Below are 16,985 nucleotides of genomic sequence, written 5' to 3' on the forward strand. Positions count from 1 at the left end.
CGGCCGTGTCATGGGGAGAGCCACCCGGTACCCATGGGTGCGGATACTCATGTGCCGGAGCGCGTCGGCACGCGAAGCTGACGAGCAGGGATTCCCGTGTCGAAAGGCCGACCATGCTCAGCCGTGCTGCCGCTGCCCTGCTGCCCTTCTTCGGGCGCCTCACCGTCACCCGCGAGGCGGACGGACCGTACCCCGTGGGCAGTGTTTTCGTCGCCAACCATGACTCGACGGCCGACCCCGCGGTCGTACTGGCCGCCCTGCGGTCCGTGGACGTGGCACCGGCGGTCCTGGTGACGGCGGGTCTCTGGCGCGTGCCGGTGCTGGGCCGGGCGTTGTCGAAGGAGGGGCACGTTCCCGTCCACCGGGGATCGGCACGGGCGGCGGAGGCACTTGCGGCCGCGGCGGAAGTGCTCGGGGCGGGGCGTCATGTGCTCATCTACGCCGAAGGGGGTCTCCCCCTGCGCCAGGACGCGAGGTGTGCCGCGCCCCTGCCCTTCCGCACCGGTCTCGCACGGCTGGTGGCCGCGACGCGTGCGCCCGTGGTCCCCGTCGGCCAGGCGGGGGCCCGGCGCCTCTGCTCGGGAACGGCCGCGAAGCAACTGGCCAGTGTGTTCACAGCCCCGGTGCGCCGCCCCCGGTTCCACGTGCACATCGGCAGTCCGGTGCGTCTTCCGGCGGAGACGGCGCGAGGTACGTCGATCGCGCACGGTGCGGTCAGTGCCGCCTGGCGGCGAGCGGCCCACTCCGTCGGTGAGCCGGCCCGCACGCCCGGGAACCCTTGAGAGGGGCGGGAAGGGCGGTCCCCCTGGCGCCCGGGTCACCCGGCGGCGGCCAGGCGACGCCGGAGCTCCTCCTCCGAGACGTCCTCCCTGTGGGTCAGAAAGACCCACAGGTGTCCTGAAGGGTCCTTGCCGCGGCGGACCCATCGGCACCGTTCCGCAGGTGTGCGGGCGGTGTTGATGTGCTCGCGGATCTCCTGATCGAGGGCGCCGTCGTGCTCCACGCCCCCGGGCCGCGGACCGGCCGGTCGAGGGGCGACGGTCGGTGCCGGGTGTCACGCTGGGACACCGCGGAACGGCACAGGAACAGCGAAGGGAATCGTCGTGATCACCACTGAGTTAGCCCCCGGCTCCCCCCTGCTGGCTCGACCTCGGCACTCCTGACGTCCGCGCCGCGGCGGCCTTCTGCCGCGCGGTGCTCGGCTGGGACTTCGAGTCCATGGGAGCCGAGGGCGACGTGGAGGGCGGGATGTTCCGGAAGGACGGCAGGATCGTCGCCGGGCTCGGCACACTCACCGAGGAGGGGGCACGCTCCGCCTGGATGATCTACTACAGCGTCGACGACGCGGACGCCACGACCCGGGCCGTGGAGAGCGGGGGCGGCACGGTGCGGGTGGCGCCGACGGACCTCGACGAGTGGGGCCGCATGGCGCAGTACAGCGATCCGCTGGGGGGGCCGGTTCGCCGTGTGGCAGCCGGGAACCAGCAAGGGCGTCGAGCTGGTGGACCAGCCGGGTTCCCTGTGCTGGACCGAGCTGCACACGAGCGACGCGACGGCCGCGAAGGAGTTCTACGGCGGTGTCCTCGGTCGGCGGTTCAGCGACATGGAAATGCCGGGCGGCGGGGGCACGTACCACCTCATCACTCCCGCCGGCCTCCCCCGAGGAGCGGATGCACGGCGGCCTCATGGAACTCGGCAAGGAGGACCTCGCGCCGGCCGGCGGGCACCCGTACTGGCACCCGGTCTTCGCCGTCGCCGACTGTGACGCCGCGGTCGCCGCGGCCACCGGCAACGGGCGCAGCGTGCAGATGGGGCCCGAGGACGCGGAAGGAGTCGGCCGGCTCGCCGTCTGCCTCGACCCGTGGAACGCGGACTTCGTGGTACTCACTCCGCCCGCGTCCTGAGACCCGGCACTCGGCGGGCTCGGCCCGGTCCCGCCGGCCGCCGCGAGCGATCCCCGGACACACCGCCGACCCGCCCCGGCACCGGCACCAACACGGCCACCGGGCCCCGCAGCCACCGCCGCGCGGGCGGGGCCCGGCGGTCGCCGGGCCCCGTGGTCGGTGTGGTGGCGTGGGTGTTCAGGCCGTCGCGGACGCCTTGTCCAGGCGCGTCTTCGCCGCGGCCTCGGCTTCCGCCGCCAGCCGCATCTTGCGGGTCGCGGGGCCGAACAGGGCCAGCACGATGGCGCCGACGGTCCAGGTCCCGGCGATGAAGAAGAAGACCGCCTGGTAGCCGGCCCCGTTGTAGATTCCGGCGATCATGAGCGGGCCGACCGCGTTCGACAGCCGCCCCAGGCCGTAGGAGAGGCTGGTACCGAGCGAGCGGCCCTTGGTGTCGTAGAGCTCGGGCGAGTACGCGTAGGCCAGAGCGGTGTAGCCGCGCTCGAAGAGGTTCACCAGGAACCCGAAGACGACGATGAGCAGCGGGGTGAAGGTCAGTCCGTAGAGCAGGCCGGACGCCGCGATGATCAGGCCGAAGACGACCAGGCACCATTTGCGTTCGAACCGGTCGGTGACCATCGCGGCGAGGTAGGAGCCGAGCGGCGCGCCGATCGTGGTCAGGGCGACGTAGAAGATCGAGTCCTCCACGCTGACGCCCTCGGCGGCCAGCAGGGTGGGTGCCCAGCTGGAGTAGCCGAAGAAGCCGATGGTCTGGGTGATCCAGAGCGCCGACAGCAGGATCGTGGGGTAGAGGAACTTCTTGTCCTTGAGCATGCGCAGGCCGGTCCGGGTGGCCGGGGCCTGGGGCTGCATGGGCTGGGCGTCAGGCAGCGGGCCGTGCTCGGCTTCGGCGTCCGCCTCGATGCGGGCCAGGATGGCTTCGGCCTCCTCGTGGCGGCCGCGGGACTCGAGCCACTGCGGGGACTCCACGATCTTCCGCAGGAAGAACAGGAACAGGACGCCCAGGGAGCCCCACAGGTAGACCAGGCGCCAGGACCAGTCGGACATCGGCACGACGAAGGAGGCGATGAGGTTGGTGACGGGGGTGCCGCAGATGCCGACGACGATGGCGTACGCCTGGAACTTGCCGCGCTTGGCGCGGGGGTAGAGCTCGCTGATGTAGACGACGGCGACCACGGTCATCGCGGAGAGTCCCGCCGAGGTCAGTACGCGGAAGACGCCGAGGGACCAGATGTCCCAGGCGAAGACGCACGCGAACGACCACAGGGCGAACCACACGGTGGTCAGGGTGAGCGTCTTTTTGCGGCCCAGCCGGTCGGCCAGTCCGCCGGCCACGATCGAGCCGATGAACATGCCCACGAAGGACAGCGAGGTCACGTAGGCGATGGCGTTGACGTCGGAGCCCCACTGCTCGCGCACGACCGGGGCCGTGATGGCGAAGGTGTTGATGTCCGCGAACTCGAAGAAGTAGGCGAACGCCACGGCGACGAGGGTGACTCTGTGGAACTTCGAGATGGGCAGCCGGTCGAGCCGGTTGGCCGTGTTGGTGGTGGGGAGGTGCTGCACTGCCCGCTCCAGGGATGGGGACGCGGCGCCGTCGCCGTGTCGGAGGTCGTGAAATCCCAAACAGGACAGTCGAGACGTCAGTCAGTCGGAGGGTCAGACCCACCCGCAGCGTCACCACAAACATCATCACTGTCAGTCGACGTAGGTGAGGCCGAGCCCTGCCAGCGGTTCACGCATGGCGTACATGTCGAGGCCCAGCTCACCGGCGCGGAACCGCTGCCGTTTGCCTTCCTCGGCCGCCTCGCGTCGTTCGGCGGCCTCGGCGACCTCGGCGGCCTTGGCGGCGGGGACGACGACGACGCCGTCGGCGTCCGCGACGATCACGTCGCCCGGGTTGACGAGTGCGTTGGCGACGACCACGGGCACGTTCACCGAGCCGAGCGTGGCCTTGACGGTGCCCTTGGCGTTGACGGCGCGGGAGAAGACGGGGAAGTCCATCTGCCGCAGTTCGTCGACGTCACGGCAGCCGCCGTCGATGACCAGGCCCCTGGCTCCGCGGGCGCGCAGGGACGTGGCGAGCAGTTCTCCGAAGAACCCGTCCTCGCTCTCGGTGGTGCAGCCGGCGACGACGACGTCGCCGTCCCGCACCTGCTCGGCGGCCACGTGCAGCATCCAGTTGTCGCCGGGCTGGAGCAGCACGGTGACGGCGGTGCCGCACATCCTCGCGCCCTCGTAGACGGGCCGGAGGTAGGGGCGCATCAGGCCGAGGCGGCCCATGGCCTCGTGGACGGTGGCCACCCCGAAGCGCGACAGGGCGTCGACGGCCGCGCGGTCGGCGCGGGGGACGGTGCGGTGGACGACTCCGAGTTCATGCATGGGGCGGCTCCTTGCGTGGTGCATGAAGGGCGTGAGGGACGTGACGGCGTGGCTGATGGCGCGCGGCGTCGGGGGTCAGCGGCCCTGGGCGGTCAGGCGGGCGTCCAGACGCGGGTAGACACGCCGGGCGTTGAGTTCCTGGACGGCGGCCAGGTCCTGGGGGGAGAGTCCGGCGTTCTCGACGTAGCGGCGGGTGTCGTCGAAGTGGTGGCCGGTGCGCGGGTCGACGCCGCGTACGGCGCCGACCATCTCGGAGGCGAACAGGACGTTGCCGGCCGGGATCACGTCCAGCAGCAGATCGATGCCGGGCTGGTGGTAGACGCAGGTGTCGAAGAAGACGTTCCGCAGCAGTGACTCCTCCGGCTCCGGCTTGCCCAGCGCCTGCGCCAGACCGCGGAAGCGGCCCCAGTGGTACGGCACCGCACCGCCGCCGTGCGGGATGACCAGGCGCAGCCCGGGGAAGTCCGCGAACAGGTCCCCTTCCAGCAGCTGCATGAACGCGGTGGTGTCGGCGTTGAGGTAGTGCGCCCCGGTGGTGTGGAAGGCGGGGTTGCAGCTGGTGGAGACGTGCACCATGGCGGGTACGTCCAGCTCGGTGAGCTTCTCCCACACCGGGTACCAGGACCGGTCGGTCAGCGGCGGAGCGGTCCAGTGGCCGCCGGAGGGGTCGGGGTTGACGTTGACGGTGACGGCGCCCAGTTCCAGCACGGCGCGTTCCAGCTCGGGGATGACGGTGGCCGGGTCCGCTCCGGGGGACTGGGGCAGCATCGCGCCGGGGACGAAGCGCTCCGGGTACAGCCCGGCGACACGGTGGCACAGGTCGTTGCAGATCCGGGCCCAGGCCGAGGACGTCGCGAAGTCCCCTATGTGGTGGGCCATGAAGGAGGCACGCGGGGAGAAGACGGTGACGTCGATGCCGCGTTCGTCCATGAGCCGCAGCTGGTTGGCTTCGACGGACTCGCGGATCTGTTCGTCGCTGATCACCGGGCCGGACGGATCGGGTGTCCGCACCGGGTCCGAGAGCGCTGCGATCTGGGCGTCCCGCCACTCCCCCAGGGGTGCCGGGGCGGTCGTGTAGTGGCCGTGAATGTCGATGATCATGCGGTGACTTCCTGGAGGGTGGGGGCGGGGTCCCAGACCGAGCGCGGCACGAGCAGGTCGCCGGCCATGAGCAGGCGGGCCGTGCGCAGCAGCGCGGAGCGCACGACCCGCTGGGGGTCGTCCGGGTCGAGACCGAGGGTGACGGTGAACTCGCCGGAAGGATGTTCGACGGTAACAATGACGTCCGTACCGGACGTCGTGGTGGTGATGTCGGCGGCGACGCTGCCCTCGATCACGCAGGCGGTGGCGACCGTGACCGCGGCCAGCACACCGATCGACTGGTGGCACACCCGTGGGATGAGACTGCGGGTGGACAGGGTGCCGTCCCGGCTCGGCGGTGCGACGAGCGTCATCTTCGGATAGTTCTTGTCCGTGACGTCGCCCAGTCCCATGGCCCGGCCGCACACCAGCCGCAGGGCCTCCACCCGGGCCTTGAGCTCCTCGTCGGCGTCGATCTCCACCGGTGTCTCGTAGCCGGTGGCGCCCAGGCGCCCGGCTGCCACGACGGCGAGGGGCTGGCCGTTGTCGATGAGGGTGACGTCGACCGGGCCGAGTCCGGGGACGTCGACGGTGTCGCGCGCGTTCCCTGTGGGCAGCAGGGAGCCGGCGACGGAGCCCGCGGTGTCCAGGAAGCCGATCTCGACGGGAGCGGCGGTGCCGGGGACCCCGTCGATCCGGGCCGGGCCCGCGTAGGCGACGTGCCGCCCCCCGGCCGGGTCCGCCGGGGTGGGGACGGTGATCTCGGCGACCATGCCGGTGTTGCGGGTGAGCACGCGGGCCGTGGTGCGGTCGGCGGTGGGGACGACCATGCCGGTCTCTATGGCGAACGGCAGTACGGCGGCGAGCATGTTGCCGCAGTTGGCCGTGGTGTCCACGGTGTCGGCACCGGGCTGCACCTGCGCGAACGTCCACTCCACGTCCACGCCAAGTGCCGTTCCGGGGCGTACGAGGCCCGCCTTGCTCGTCAGCGGGTGCGCGCCGCCGATACCGTCGATCTGGCGCGGGTCGGGCGATCCCAGCGCGGCCAGCAGCACGGCGTCCCGGATCCGGGTGTCCTCGGGCAGGGCCCGTGCGTCGAAGAACGGTCCGCGCGAGGTGCCGCCCCGCATGAACAGGCACGGAATCGCGGTCTGGGAGCCGCGAGGACGGGCCCGGCTGATCCGGTCGGCGGTGACGCCCGGCATGGTGCCTCCTCCGTTTCCGGTCGGTGTGGTGTGCCAGGAAAACTAAACCACCAACAAGATTGTTGACAATAGCTTCGACCAAATAATCCTCAAGTCTGTCGTGGATCTTGTCGAGGGCTGAGGGGCGCCGGGCGGCCGGCGGCGCGGGCCGGATGCGGACACGGGGCGGAGGGACGGGCACGGCCGGCCACACCGATACGTGGCAGAGGGCATGGGCATATCCTGTGCCCGGAGACTGGTCCCCGGGGCCGCCGACGTCGGTGTACGGCGCCGGTCAGCCGGGCGGCCGGCTTCCCACGCCCCGACGCCCGGCACGCGCGCTGCGCCCCTGCCGTGGCAAGGTCAGTGCCACCAGTGGAACATCGGCTCGCCGACCGTCCCGGGACACCAGTGGCGTACCTGCTCCGGTTCTGCTTCAGCGAGTTCGCAAGTGTGCGCCGAAGCCAACGGCATCGTCGGCTCTTCGGCGTCCGGCGCCCGGAAGCCGGCCGGCCCGAACGCATCCGCCCATGCCGGCGGGGACGGGAAATCGGTCACGGGCGCACCGGCCCGCGGGGGGGGGGCCGTGAAGGCGACGACCGGGAGTACCGCGTGGCACAGAACGGTGCAGGCCCCGTACGGGGTGGTGATCCGCGCGGTGTGGAAGTTCGGCGTGGCCCCGGCCGAGGTCACGCCGCCGACCCGGCCGCGAATCGATCGAGCCGCGGCGTGACAGGCGGTCCTGAAGACCACGAGGTCGGCTTTTGGCAGTGGGGCATCTCCCCGTCCCCGGAACCCGGTGGCCCCTCGCGCGACCCGGATCAACGCGCCACTCCGTTCTCGTACGCTCCCGTCCGTCCGGCCGCGGTTCACCACGGGTGAGGGGCGTCTCGTCACACCTTAGTACCCCGGCAGGCAGCGTTTGCCCGTCGCGGAGCGACGTCCGGTGCGTGTGCTCTCGGCGTGCCGGCCCGGAAGTCCTCGTACCGGATGTACTTGGGCTTTCGGCCGGTGCGGCGAAGGGGGTACCTCCCTGCTCGAGCGAAGCCGAGAGCTTGGGGGCGCGTGCCGGGCGTCGCGACGGGGCGAACGTCGCCTGTTGGGAGGCTGGTCGGCGGTGATGCCCCGGCTCTCGAGGACGCCCGCCGGTTCGGGGGGCGGGAACTCCGGGCCCAGGACGCGGCGGAGGCTCGGGACAAGGCTGAGGTCGTCGAGGGAGGTGATGTCGAACCGGTCGTCCTCGCCGTCCCAGACCGGTGCGCACTCCTGGTAGACCTGGTTGCCGCCGTCATGCACAGTTCCTCGACGCCGGCCAGGAGTTCGTCGCCGGTCTCCAGCGACTCGAAGTACGCGCGTGCCTCGGGCACCACCTTGTACGCCAGGTCGTGCTCCTGGGCTTACTCCCAGGGGTCGTTGCCGAGGCCCTTCTCCCTCAGAAGGTCGGCCAGACCGAACTGCGGGGTCAGCTTCTCGTCGATGCGCATGAGCTGCTCGATGACGACGAACTTGAAGTCCTGAACCGGAGCATGGACGCGACCCTGATTCGCCGTGCGGGCGGTTCTCCCCGCCCCGGTGCGGGACCCGCGAGGGTGCCGCACCGGGCCGCCCTCGGGTCAGGCGCCGGGGAGGACGCCGCTGCGGACCACCTCGGCGTACCAGCGGGCGCTGGCTTTCGGGATGCGGGTGCCGGTGGGGTAGTCCACGTAGACGGCGCCGAAGCGCTTGCTGTAGCCGTGGGCCCACTCGAAGTTGTCCAGCAGGGACCAGAGGAAGTAACCGCGTACGTCCGCGCCGTCCACGATGGCCCGGTGGACGGCGGCCAGGTGGCCGCGCACGTAGGCGATCCGGGCGGGGTCGTTGACCTGGCCGGATGGGTCGGCGTAGTCGTCGAACGCCGCGCCGTTCTCGGTGATGTACAGCGGCAGTCGCGGGAAGTCGGCGGCCAGGCGGCGCAGCAGGTCGTACAGGCCGGTGGGGTCGACGGCCCAGCCCATGGCGGTGGTCTCGCCGGGCGGCTGGTGGAAGGCGACCTTGTCGGCGCCCGGCCAGGGGCTGTGGGCGCTCCTGCCGTGTCCGTCGGAGGTGTGGGTGCCGCTGCCGTCGGTCGTGGAGACGACGGTGGGGGTGTAGTAGTTCACGCCGAGGAAGTCCAGCGGCTGGTGGATCTGCCGCAGGTCGCCGTCGCGCACGAAGGACCAGTCGGTCAGTTCCGCGGTGTCCTTGAGCAGGTCCTCCGGGTAGGCGCCCTGGAGCATCGGGCCGGTGAAGACCCGGTTGGCGAGGGCGTCGATGCGGCGGACCGCGTCGGTGTCGGCGTCGTCGGCGGTGAGCGGGCGGACCTGGTGGATGTTGAGGGTGACCGAGCACCGGGCGTCGGCGGGGAGGCGGTCGCGCAGCGCCTGGACCGCCAGGCCGTGGCCCAGGTTGAGGTGGTGGGCGGCGCGCAGGGCGGCGACCGGCTCGGTGCGGCCGGGGGCGTGCACGCCGGAACCGTAGCCGAGGAAGGCACTGCACCAGGGCTCGTTCAGGGTGGTCCAGGTCTTCACCCGGTCGCCCAGGGCGTCCGCGGCGAGGGCCGCGTACTCGGCGAACCGCTCGGCCGTGGCGCGCTCTGGCCAGCCTCCGGCATCCTCCAACTCCTGTGGCAGGTCCCAGTGGTAGAGGGTGGCGACGGGCTGGATGCCCTTGTCCAGCAGGTCGTCGACGAGACGCCGGTAGAAGTCCAGACCCTTCTGGACCGCGGGGCCGTGGCCGGTGGGCTGGATCCGGGGCCAGGCGAGGGAGAAGCGGTAGGCGCCCAGGCCGAGTTCGGCCATGAGGGCGACGTCCTCGCGCCAGCGGTGGTAGTGGTCGGTGGCGGTGTCACCGGTGTCGCCGTTGCGGACCCGGCCGGGAGTGCGGGCGTAGGTGTCCCAGATGGACGGTGTGCGGCCGTCCTCGGCGGCGGCCCCCTCGATCTGATAGGAGGCGGTCGCGGAGCCCCAGAGGAAACCCTTGGGGAAGGTGAGGGCAGCGTCCGGGGAGGATGCGGTCTGCTGTGCTGCGGTGACCACGTAGGTCCTTTCGGGGTGGTGGGGGTGGTTGGGGGTGGTGGTCCACGGGCGCGCGAGGCCGGGCCGGAGGACCCGGCGGCCGGGCCGGGCGCGGCGGGTCAGCCCTTGACGGCGCCGGCCATGATGCCGCTGACGATCTGGCGGCCGAAGACGATGAACATCAGCAGCAGCGGCAGGGTGCCGAGCAGCGCGCCCGCCATGATCAGCGACTGGTCGCGGACGTAGCCCGCGCTGAGCTGGGTGAGGGCGACGGGTACGGTCGGGTTGGTCATGTCGAGCACCACGAACGGCCAGAAGAAGTCGTTCCACGCGTGCACGAACGTGATCATGAACAGGACCGCCATCGCGGGCCGTGCGACGGGCAGCACGATGCTCCAGAAGATCCGCAGTGAGTGCGCCCCGTCCACGCGTCCGGCCTCGACGAGCTCGTCCGGCAGCGCCTCCGACAGATACTGCCGCATGAAGAAGACGCCGACCGCGCTCACCAGGGTGGGAAAGATGACGGCGGGCAGCTGCTGCGACCAGCCCAGTTCCGACATCATCATGAACAGCGGTACGACGCCGAGCTGCGGTGGCACCAGCATGGTGCCGATCACCAGCATGAGCAGGGCGTTGCGTCCCTTGAACCGCAGTTTGGCGAAGGCGAAGCCCGCCAGGGTCGCGAACATCACCGTGGACAGAGCGATCACTCCGGCCACGATCAAGCTGTTGATCATGGCCTTGCCCATGGCCGCCTCGTCCCAGGCGCGGGCGAGGTTGCTGAACAGGTTCGGACCGGGCAGGAACGGCGGCGGCGTCTGGCTGACCCGGGTGTTGTCGGTGGAGGCCGCCACCATCGTCCAGTACAGCGGGAAGATCGACAGCACCGCCATGACGGCGAGCAGGACGTAGGCGAGCGGGCCCGCGTGGTGCTGGCGCCCGGCGCGCGGGCGCATCAGCCGGCGGCCGCCGCTGCGGCCCGGCTTCTCGGCGGGGGTCTTGGCCGGGGTGTCCGTCCGGGCCGGGAGACTGTGGGTGGTCATGGCGACTCCAGGTCAGGACGTACGGGAGCGCAGGCGCTTGATCAGGCGCTGTGCCACGAAGACGAGGGCGAGCAGCAGGAACATCGCCCACGCGACGGTGGCCGACCGGCCCATCTGGTAGTTCTTCCAGCCCTCCTCGTACAGCAGCAGGCCCAGCGTCTGGTACTGGTTGTCCGCGCCGCCGGTGACGCCGTTGGGCCCCTGGCCGAAGATCAGCGGTTCGCCGAACAGCTGGGTGGCGCCGATCGTGGAGAGCACGATGGTGAAGACGATGGTGGAGCGGATGCCGGGGACGGTGACCTGGGTGAACTGCTTCCACCGGGAGGCGCCGTCGATGGCGGCGGCCTCGTACCGTTCGGCGGGGATCGCCTGCATGGCGGCCAGGTAGAGCAGCGCGTTGTAGCCGGTCCAGCGCCAGATGACGATGGTGGAAATCGCCGCCTGGGCAGGCCACTTGTCGGCCTCCCAGTTCACCGGGTCGACGCCTATCCCGCCGAGCGCCCAGTTGATCATGCCGAAGTCACGCTCGAAGATCATGGTGAACACGAGCGCGGCGGCGGCGACCGAGGTGGCGTAGGGGACCAGCGAGGCGACGCGGAAGAACAGCGAAGCGCGCATCCGGTAGTTGAGCAGGTGCGCCAGCCCAAGTGCCATCAGCAGCTGCGGCACCGTGGAGATGACACCGATGGTGAGGGTGTTCGCCAGAGCGTTCCAGAACCGTGAGTCGTTCCAGAGCGCGACGTAGTTGTCGAACGCCACCCACTCCATGACGTCGAGGGTGGCCAGTTCCACCCGGTGCAGCGAGATCCACGACGTGTAGACGAGGGGGTAGAAACTGAAGGCGGCGAAGACGACGAAGAACGGCGCGACGAACGCGTACGGGGCGCCTCTGACGTCCAGCCGGTGCAGCAGCGTGCCGCGCCGCCGGACGGTGCCCTGGCCGTCCTTCTCCGGCGGCGGGCCCGAGGGCTCCCCGCCGGCCAGGGCCTTGGTGGTGGAGGTGGCCACCCGACTTTTCCTTCCTGGGAGCGGATGTGTGAGCCGCCCCGGGCCCGGCGGCAGGTCACGGACGGGCCCGGGCGGCCGCTGGGGGCGACGGGTCAGCCGACGGCCTTCTCGATGCGCTCCGCGGTGGTCTTCCACGCCTCGTCACGCGGGGTGCCCTGCTGCTCGATCAGAACCAGGCCCTGGGAGAAGGTGTCCTTGATCGTGCCGTCCTTACGGCCGAGGACCTGCTTGTCCGGGATCTCCTGGGCGGCGGCCCCGAAGATCTGGCCGATCGGCGCGTCGTTGAAGTACTCCGACTTCGCGTTCTTCACCTGGTCGCTCTCCAGCGCCTCTTCCGAGGACGGGATGTTGCCGATCTCGTTGAAGATGTAAGCCTGCTGCTTTGGCGCGGTCAGCCAGGCGACGAGCTTCTTGGCCTCCTCCTTCACCGGGCTCTGCTCGACCACGCCGAGGAAGGACCCGCCCCAGTTCGCACCCTTGGGGGCCTTGGCGACGTCCCACTTGCCCTTGTTCGCGTCACCGGCCTTCTCGCTGATGTGGCTGAGCATCCACGCGGGGCACACGGCGGTGGCGAACGTGCCGTTGGCCAGGCCCGGGTCCCAGCCCGGCTGGAACTGGCGGAGCTTGGCCGTCAGGCCGTCGTCCGCGGCGTCGGCGGCCAGGTTCCACGCCTCCTTGACGACCGGGTTCTTGTCGTAGATCAGCTCGCCCTTGTCGTCGTAGTACTGCTCGGGGTAGCCGTAGACCATGGCGTTGAACAGGCCGCTGGCCGCGTCCATGTAGGACACGTCGTCGCCCTTGAAGCCCTTCTTGAAGGTGCGACCGACCTCGACGTACTTCTGCCAGTCGCCCTCCCACAGCTTGGCGACCTCCTCGCGGTCGGTGGGCAGACCGGCCTGCTCGAAGTAGTCCTTGCGGTAACAGACCGCCATCGGGCCGATGTCGGTGCCCAGGCCCAGCACCTTGCCGTCCTCGGTGCTGATCTGGGAGTCCTTCCACGGCAGGAAGTGGTCGGTGCCGGGCACGTCGGAGAAGTCCGCGAACTTGTCCGACTGGGTCTCGGTGATCTCCTTGGCCCGCCCGACCTCGATGCCCTGGATGTCCTTCAGGCCCTTGCCGGCCGCGAGCCTGGTCTGCAGCGCGGTGTAGTACGTTTGCTCGTCGCCGGCGATCTCGGCCTTGATCTCGACGTCCGGGTTCTCCTTCTCGTACTGCTCGAGAAGCCCTGTCTCCTTGATGCCCATCACCCCGTACATGCCCATGGTGATGACGACCTTGCCGTCCTTCTTGCCGCCGCCAGTGACCGAATCGTCACTGCTGCTGCAGCCGACGACGAGCGTCAGCGCGCCGACGACCGCGGCCGCCGCCACCGCCTTCGTACGCATCGAACCGGGACTGCCCATGGATCTCCTCCTGGCGACGGCGCTGACGCATCGGAGTGACGATTTCTGCGATGGCCACAGCGACTCTGGCAATGGGATGGGAACGTGCCCAATTTGGGGTGGGCACGTTCCCATCAATGGATCGAAGACTCCTGGCAGCACAGCCGGTCTGTCAATGACTTGAACACAACTCGTAGTCAGGGGAAGGAGTTCGGCGCCGGGACTCCGGGCCCTGGCACACTCGCTTCGAGCCGCCGTCTGCAAGAATTGCCGCTGGTCACCTCCGCGGCCGGTATGGCCGCGGCCGCTGAGGGGGAGCACATGGCCGGGAATCGCCGTCCCACGATCAAAACCGTCGCCGCCCGTGCCGGCGTGGGCCGGACCACGGTGTCCCGCGTCGTCAACGGCTCGGATCTGGTCAGTGCCGACGCGCGGTCCAGGGTCCTGGCGGCGATCAAGGAACTGAACTACGTTCCCAACTCGGTCGCCCGCGGACTGGTCACCAACCGGACCGATGCCGTGGCGCTGGTGATCCCGGAGTCGGAGAGCCGGCTCGGCTCGGAACCGTTCTTCGCCGCGCTGATCCGGGGCGTCAGCGGCGCCCTCGCCGAGAGCCGGACCCAGCTGCAGCTCATGCTGGTCCGCGACCAGGCCGAGCGGGACCAACTGACCGAGTCGGTAGCGACGCGCCGTGTGGACGGGGTCCTTCTGGTCTCGGTCCATGCCGAGGACCGGCTGCCGGGCATGCTGGAGGAGATGGGGCTGCCCACCGTGCTGGCCGGCCGCCGCGACGCGGGCGAACGGCTGAGCTATGTCACCTCCGACAACGCCGGAGGCGCCGCCGAGGCGGTCCGGCACCTGCTGCGCGGGGGCAGGACCAGGATCGCCACGATCACCGGACCGCTGGACATGGATGTCGGCCGCAGCCGGCTCGCCGGCTGGCGTGACGCACACCAGGAGGCGGGAGTGCCCGCGAGCGAACTTCTGGCCGAGACGGGTGACTTCACCGAGGAAGGTGGCGCCCGCGCGATGCGTTCGCTTCTTGAACGCGCCCCGGACCTGGACGCCGTGTTCGCCGCCTCGGACCTGATGGCGGTCGGTGCACTGGCCGAACTGCGCCGCCACAAGCGGCAGGTGCCGGGTGATGTCGCCGTCGTGGGGTTCGAGGACTCCGTCCTCGCCCGCCACACGAATCCGCCATTGACGACGGTGCGCCAGCCGGTGGAGGAGCTGGGCCGCACGATGGCCCGTATCCTCACCGACATCACCCGGCACGGCGCGCCCCGCCAGCAGTTGACGCTGCCGACGGAGCTGGTGGTGCGCGAGTCGACCTGACCGGTGTTCTCAGCCCATCGGCCCGCTGTCCGCCGGACAGCGGGCGCTAAGGCGGGTGAAGGCGGTCGGCGTCGGCCGGACCGGAAGGAAATCCTTGATCAGTTCGGCGCACTCGCGCGGGCTCGCCGTACTGGTGTCGCATTCGATGTCGTAGTCGCCGTGCTGGTGGACCAGGTCGTACTGGAGCGCCGCGAGGCCCGGGGGACGGTCACCACGGGCCTTCTCGCGGCGGGTCAGTTCGTCGGGTGAGCAGTGGACGCCGACGAACAGCACGTCCTCGGGGCGCAGCACGGCCAGGCAGTCGGCCAGCCGCCAGGGCTCGCTGAGTACATGGTCGACGACGACATCGTTGCCCACCTCGGCCATGGCAGCGATCGACCGGTGGAAACCCATCCTCGTCCGGCGCAGAGCGGTGTCGAGGTCCTCCGGTGCGAGGGGCCGCTTCGTGCGCATCGCGTTGAAGCCGTCCACCGCCAGGTGGGAGAAGACACCGTCGTCCAGGATGCCGAGCAGTTCACGGGCGATGCTCGACTTCCCTGAACTGGACGTGCCGTTGAGGAAGATGATCCGACCGGCTGCCATACGGACATGATCACATGGCTGCCCCCGGTACCGGCCGTCCCTCCGGGCGCCGGGCCCGGGTGGGGCCGGACCCAGGAGGACGGCCGGTTGGAGTCAGATGGTGTTCAGGGCCCATTTCTGGTTGGCGGCGCCGGTGCAGGTCCAGATCTGGGCGGGGGTGCCGTCCGCGGAGTTGTTGCCGGTGATGTCGAGGCACTTGTCCGCGCCGGTGTTGACCACATCGTGAGTGGTGGGGTCGTACGACCATTGCTGGGCCGTGCTGCCGTTGCACCCGTAGAGCTGCACCCGGGCGCCGTCGGCCCTCGAGGCACCGCTCACGTCCAGGCACTTGCCGAGCGCCCGCACGCTGCCGTCGGCGCTCACGGTCCAGCGCTGGGCCGCCGTGCCGTTGCAGGTGTGCAGCCGCACCGCGGTCCCGTCGGCCGTGGCTCCGCCGGCGACGTCCAGGCACTTGCCCGCGAGACCGGTGAGGGTGCCGGTGCTGCCGCCCGGGTTGCCCGACGGGGTGCCGGACCAGGCGAAGGTGGCAGTGGTGCGGGCGGGAAGGCTGTAGGTGAAGGACTGCCCTCCCCAGTCGACGCGGACCGAACGGGAGGAGGAGCCTCCGTTGTGGGCGATCAGGGCCTTGGAGCCGTCGGGGTTGCGCCAGGCGACGTTGGACACCGTGGTGCCGGCGGTGGAGGCGATCCGGTGGGCGCCGGGCCTGACGAACTTGGTCAGGTGGCCGGTGGTGTAGTACTCGACCGTGTAGTCGACCTGTCCTGCACGGGGGCCGCCCTCCTGCACGGTGATCAGCCCGGTGCAGGTACCGCAGCCGCCGTTGTGCGGCCCCATGTCCTGGTTGAGGGCGAGGCTCCATTTGACCAGGCTGCTGCTCCAGTTGCGGGCGTAGCCCACGATGTCGGCCAGGTCCTCGTTGTGCTGGTTGCCGATCCAGGTGCCGCCGGAGTGCTCGGTGCTGAACTGGCGGACGTTCGGGTACTGGCCGTGCACCTGGCTGCCCACCGCGGGGTCACCGGCGTAGCCGTGCCAGGCGATGCCGCCGAAGAGAGGGTCGTTGCGCACCCCGGCGTCCGCGAGAACGGGCGCGCCGAAGTTCGCGTAGTCGCCGTAGTTCCAGTCGTGGACGAGGACCTTGGTGTCGATCCCGGCGGCGCGGAAGGCCGGGTAGACGTGGTTCTTGGTGAACTCGACCAGACCGGACGGGTTCCAGCTCATTCCGGGGTAGTTCATGGCCGTGGGGTCGCCGGCCTGGCAGCAGTTCGGCTCGTTCTGGACGGACAGGTAGTCGATGTCCACGCCGGCGGCCCGGTAGCTCTGGACGTACTTGACCAGGTACTGGGCGTACAGGGGGTAGTACTCCCACTTGAGCCAGCCCATCCGGTCCATGCGGCCGTTGTCCTTCATCCAGCCGGGCGCGCTCCAGGGCACGCCCTTGACCCGCAGTGCCGGGTTGAGCTGCCGGGCCTGTGCGGTGAGGAGCCGGATGTTCGTGTCGTAGCCGTTGGTGCCGAAGTCGGACAGGTCGCAGCAGGTGTCGTCGAGCGAGACATGGCCCGGCCGGGACAGGTCGGAGGCGCCGATCGGGTTGCGGACGAAGGACAGCCCGATGCCGTCCGTGGGTGAGAACAGTTTGCGCATCACGGCGTCGCGGGTCGCCGCGCTGACGGCGCCGCCGCGCAGCAGATGGGCGGTGGTGTCGGTGATGGAGGCGCCGCCACCCTCGAACTGCTGGTACGTCGTCGTCTCGTCGACGGTGATCTTCTGGTCGGCGCCGCCTCCTGCGGGGCCGAAGTTCACCGGTGTCTGGGGGGCCAGGCCACGGGTGACGTTGCGGCCGCCCGCGTCGGACGTCGTGGTGAGCCACACGTCGACGCGCTCCCCCGCGGCCACCGCCTGCTGCATCGCGCCGGGAGCGAGTGTCAGGGCGAGGGCGAGGGTGAGGACGGCGGCCAGCATCGCGGGGAGCCGGCGGGAGGGGGGTGTGCCGCGGAGCGGGACGCGTCTGCGCGGAGGAGTCATGGGCGTGACCTCTCGGTGGGGGGTGTCCTCA

General features: G+C 70.5%; 14 protein-coding genes and 1 pseudogene. 3 read left to right on the top strand and 12 right to left on the bottom strand.

The window, feature by feature from the left end; genetic code table 11:
* Nucleotides 1-113: 113 nt before the first annotated feature.
* Both ACFP2V_RS21450 and ACFP2V_RS21455 read left to right on the top strand, forming a co-directional pair.
* Complete coding sequence (locus tag ACFP2V_RS21450; protein ID WP_381214780.1) at nt 114-782, top strand: lysophospholipid acyltransferase family protein; 669 nt, start codon at nt 114-116, stop codon at nt 780-782.
* 321 nt (nt 783-1,103) lie between these two features.
* A pseudogene (locus tag ACFP2V_RS21455) lies at nt 1,104-1,904 on the top strand (VOC family protein).
* A 177-nt stretch (nt 1,905-2,081) separates the two neighbouring features.
* Here ACFP2V_RS21455 and ACFP2V_RS21460 read toward each other — a convergent pair.
* The 10 genes from ACFP2V_RS21460 to ACFP2V_RS21505 form a co-directional block, all read right to left on the bottom strand.
* Nucleotides 2,082-3,470 carry an MFS transporter gene (locus ACFP2V_RS21460; protein WP_381214782.1) on the bottom strand — a complete coding sequence of 463 codons (1,389 nt, stop codon included), beginning with the start codon at nt 3,468-3,470 and terminating at the stop codon, nt 2,082-2,084.
* 132 nt (nt 3,471-3,602) lie between these two features.
* Nucleotides 3,603-4,286 carry a 4-carboxy-4-hydroxy-2-oxoadipate aldolase/oxaloacetate decarboxylase gene (gene ligK, locus ACFP2V_RS21465; protein WP_381214785.1) on the bottom strand — a complete coding sequence of 228 codons (684 nt, stop codon included), beginning with the start codon at nt 4,284-4,286 and terminating at the stop codon, nt 3,603-3,605.
* A gap of 75 nt (nt 4,287-4,361) precedes the next feature.
* Nucleotides 4,362-5,387, bottom strand: a complete 1,026-nt coding sequence (locus ACFP2V_RS21470) for an amidohydrolase family protein (RefSeq protein WP_381214788.1) — start codon at nt 5,385-5,387, stop codon at nt 4,362-4,364.
* A complete protein-coding gene (locus tag ACFP2V_RS21475; protein ID WP_381214790.1) occupies nt 5,384-6,571 on the bottom strand; it encodes a 4-oxalomesaconate tautomerase in 1,188 nt (395 codons plus the stop codon). Before ACFP2V_RS21475 ends, ACFP2V_RS21470 begins: the two co-directional genes overlap by 4 nt.
* A gap of 879 nt (nt 6,572-7,450) precedes the next feature.
* The gene (locus ACFP2V_RS21480; protein WP_465269208.1) at nt 7,451-7,846 is read right to left on the bottom strand and encodes a DUF6892 domain-containing protein; all 396 of its coding nucleotides are present in this window, start codon (nt 7,844-7,846) and stop codon (nt 7,451-7,453) included.
* Nucleotides 7,847-7,947: 101 nt separating this feature from the next.
* On the bottom strand, nt 7,948-8,148 hold the full coding sequence (locus ACFP2V_RS21485; RefSeq protein WP_381214793.1) for a hypothetical protein: 201 nt from the start codon (nt 8,146-8,148) through the stop codon (nt 7,948-7,950).
* A 15-nt stretch (nt 8,149-8,163) separates the two neighbouring features.
* Nucleotides 8,164-9,603, bottom strand: a complete 1,440-nt coding sequence (locus tag ACFP2V_RS21490) for a GH1 family beta-glucosidase (RefSeq protein ID WP_381214796.1) — start codon at nt 9,601-9,603, stop codon at nt 8,164-8,166.
* A 98-nt stretch (nt 9,604-9,701) separates the two neighbouring features.
* Nucleotides 9,702-10,625: a carbohydrate ABC transporter permease gene (locus ACFP2V_RS21495; RefSeq protein ID WP_381214799.1), complete on the bottom strand. Its 924-nt coding sequence runs from the start codon at nt 10,623-10,625 to the stop codon at nt 9,702-9,704.
* Nucleotides 10,626-10,637: 12 nt separating this feature from the next.
* A complete protein-coding gene (locus ACFP2V_RS21500) occupies nt 10,638-11,633 on the bottom strand; it encodes a carbohydrate ABC transporter permease (protein WP_381214803.1) in 996 nt (331 codons plus the stop codon).
* 92 nt (nt 11,634-11,725) lie between these two features.
* Nucleotides 11,726-13,036: an ABC transporter substrate-binding protein gene (locus ACFP2V_RS21505; protein ID WP_381214807.1), complete on the bottom strand. Its 1,311-nt coding sequence runs from the start codon at nt 13,034-13,036 to the stop codon at nt 11,726-11,728.
* Between the two features lie 300 nt (nt 13,037-13,336).
* On the opposite strand from ACFP2V_RS21505, the gene ACFP2V_RS21510 reads away from it, so the two are divergent.
* The gene (locus ACFP2V_RS21510) at nt 13,337-14,350 is read left to right on the top strand and encodes a LacI family DNA-binding transcriptional regulator (protein ID WP_381214810.1); all 1,014 of its coding nucleotides are present in this window, start codon (nt 13,337-13,339) and stop codon (nt 14,348-14,350) included.
* Nucleotides 14,351-14,359: 9 nt separating this feature from the next.
* Here the strand turns inward: ACFP2V_RS21510 and ACFP2V_RS21515 are convergent, their stop codons facing one another.
* Both ACFP2V_RS21515 and ACFP2V_RS21520 read right to left on the bottom strand, forming a co-directional pair.
* Complete coding sequence (locus tag ACFP2V_RS21515; RefSeq protein ID WP_381214813.1) at nt 14,360-14,932, bottom strand: chloramphenicol phosphotransferase CPT family protein; 573 nt, start codon at nt 14,930-14,932, stop codon at nt 14,360-14,362.
* Nucleotides 14,933-15,025: 93 nt separating this feature from the next.
* The gene (locus tag ACFP2V_RS21520) at nt 15,026-16,954 is read right to left on the bottom strand and encodes a ricin-type beta-trefoil lectin domain protein (protein WP_381214816.1); all 1,929 of its coding nucleotides are present in this window, start codon (nt 16,952-16,954) and stop codon (nt 15,026-15,028) included.
* Between the last annotated feature and the right edge of the window lie 31 nt (nt 16,955-16,985).

The sequence above is a fragment of the Streptomyces incanus genome (assembly GCF_042656345.1).
Lineage (GTDB): Bacteria > Actinomycetota > Actinomycetes > Streptomycetales > Streptomycetaceae > Streptomyces > Streptomyces incanus.

Coding starts and splice junctions, on each gene's coding strand:
- ACFP2V_RS21450 (WP_381214780.1), top strand. CDS start 114: ATGCTCAGCCGTGCTGCCGCTGCCCTGCTGCCCTTCTTCGGGCGCCTC.
- ligK (WP_381214785.1), bottom strand. CDS start 4,286: ATGCATGAACTCGGAGTCGTCCACCGCACCGTCCCCCGCGCCGACCGC.
- ACFP2V_RS21470 (WP_381214788.1), bottom strand. CDS start 5,387: ATGATCATCGACATTCACGGCCACTACACGACCGCCCCGGCACCCCTG.
- ACFP2V_RS21475 (WP_381214790.1), bottom strand. CDS start 6,571: ATGCCGGGCGTCACCGCCGACCGGATCAGCCGGGCCCGTCCTCGCGGC.
- ACFP2V_RS21495 (WP_381214799.1), bottom strand. CDS start 10,625: ATGACCACCCACAGTCTCCCGGCCCGGACGGACACCCCGGCCAAGACC.
- ACFP2V_RS21505 (WP_381214807.1), bottom strand. CDS start 13,036: ATGGGCAGTCCCGGTTCGATGCGTACGAAGGCGGTGGCGGCGGCCGCG.
- ACFP2V_RS21510 (WP_381214810.1), top strand. CDS start 13,337: ATGGCCGGGAATCGCCGTCCCACGATCAAAACCGTCGCCGCCCGTGCC.
- ACFP2V_RS21515 (WP_381214813.1), bottom strand. CDS start 14,932: ATGGCAGCCGGTCGGATCATCTTCCTCAACGGCACGTCCAGTTCAGGG.
- ACFP2V_RS21520 (WP_381214816.1), bottom strand. CDS start 16,954: ATGACTCCTCCGCGCAGACGCGTCCCGCTCCGCGGCACACCCCCCTCC.